Annotated in this window: 1 pseudogene; it reads left to right on the top strand. The window is 45.2% G+C overall.

Features of this window, described 5'->3' with window-relative positions:
• Positions 1-683: pseudogene (locus R7040_RS26850) on the top strand (cadherin repeat domain-containing protein); the annotation flags it as partial.

Raw genomic sequence — 683 nt, 5'->3', positions numbered from 1 at the left:
TTGTCGCTAAAACTACGGATGGTGAAGCGTTGCTGATCAAAGGCGTTGGTAGCGCAGAAGTTGAAGCCTACGAATACGACTTGCGTAATTATCCAGCAAGTAAAACCCGCTTCAACATTGAAATCGAACGCGCACCTCATCAGGTAATGAAAGACGTGGAAATGTCTCTCACTTATCAGCCTAAACTGGCTATTCCAATGACGTTTGCTGGTCAGAAAGGCAAAGTCAGTCTGATTGGTGGGTTGCCTGAAGGTCTTCGAATGAAGGATGGCAACTTAGAAGTGGATACCGCGGGCGAATATCGTCTTAAGTTTGAAGATGATGGCGGTGACTTTTACCAATCAATTCAATTCAATGTTGTGATCAAAGTTGCGAAAGCGCAAGGCCAAGCGATGACGACGCAAGATTATGAAATGGTATACAGCAAAGACTACGATTTTAACTTGCAGCGTGATTTTGGTTTAACGGCCAGCAATGATCATTTGGAAGTCGTTGACAATACTTCTCCAGGCGTTGCAGATGTTATTGGTGACGGTCTTATTCGTGTCTACAAAGCGGGTCAAACGACGTTAACGGTTCGCAGGAAAGAGAGTGCAAATTACACGGCCGGTCCAGATCAAAAAGTTCGCTTCAACATTCTGAGTGCGCCAAGCCGAATTGCTATCCAGTCAGGCGTAGTAGAA

The sequence above is a fragment of the Vibrio sp. 1069 genome (assembly GCF_033340555.1).
This window is presented reverse-complemented; position numbering and strand designations above follow the sequence as displayed.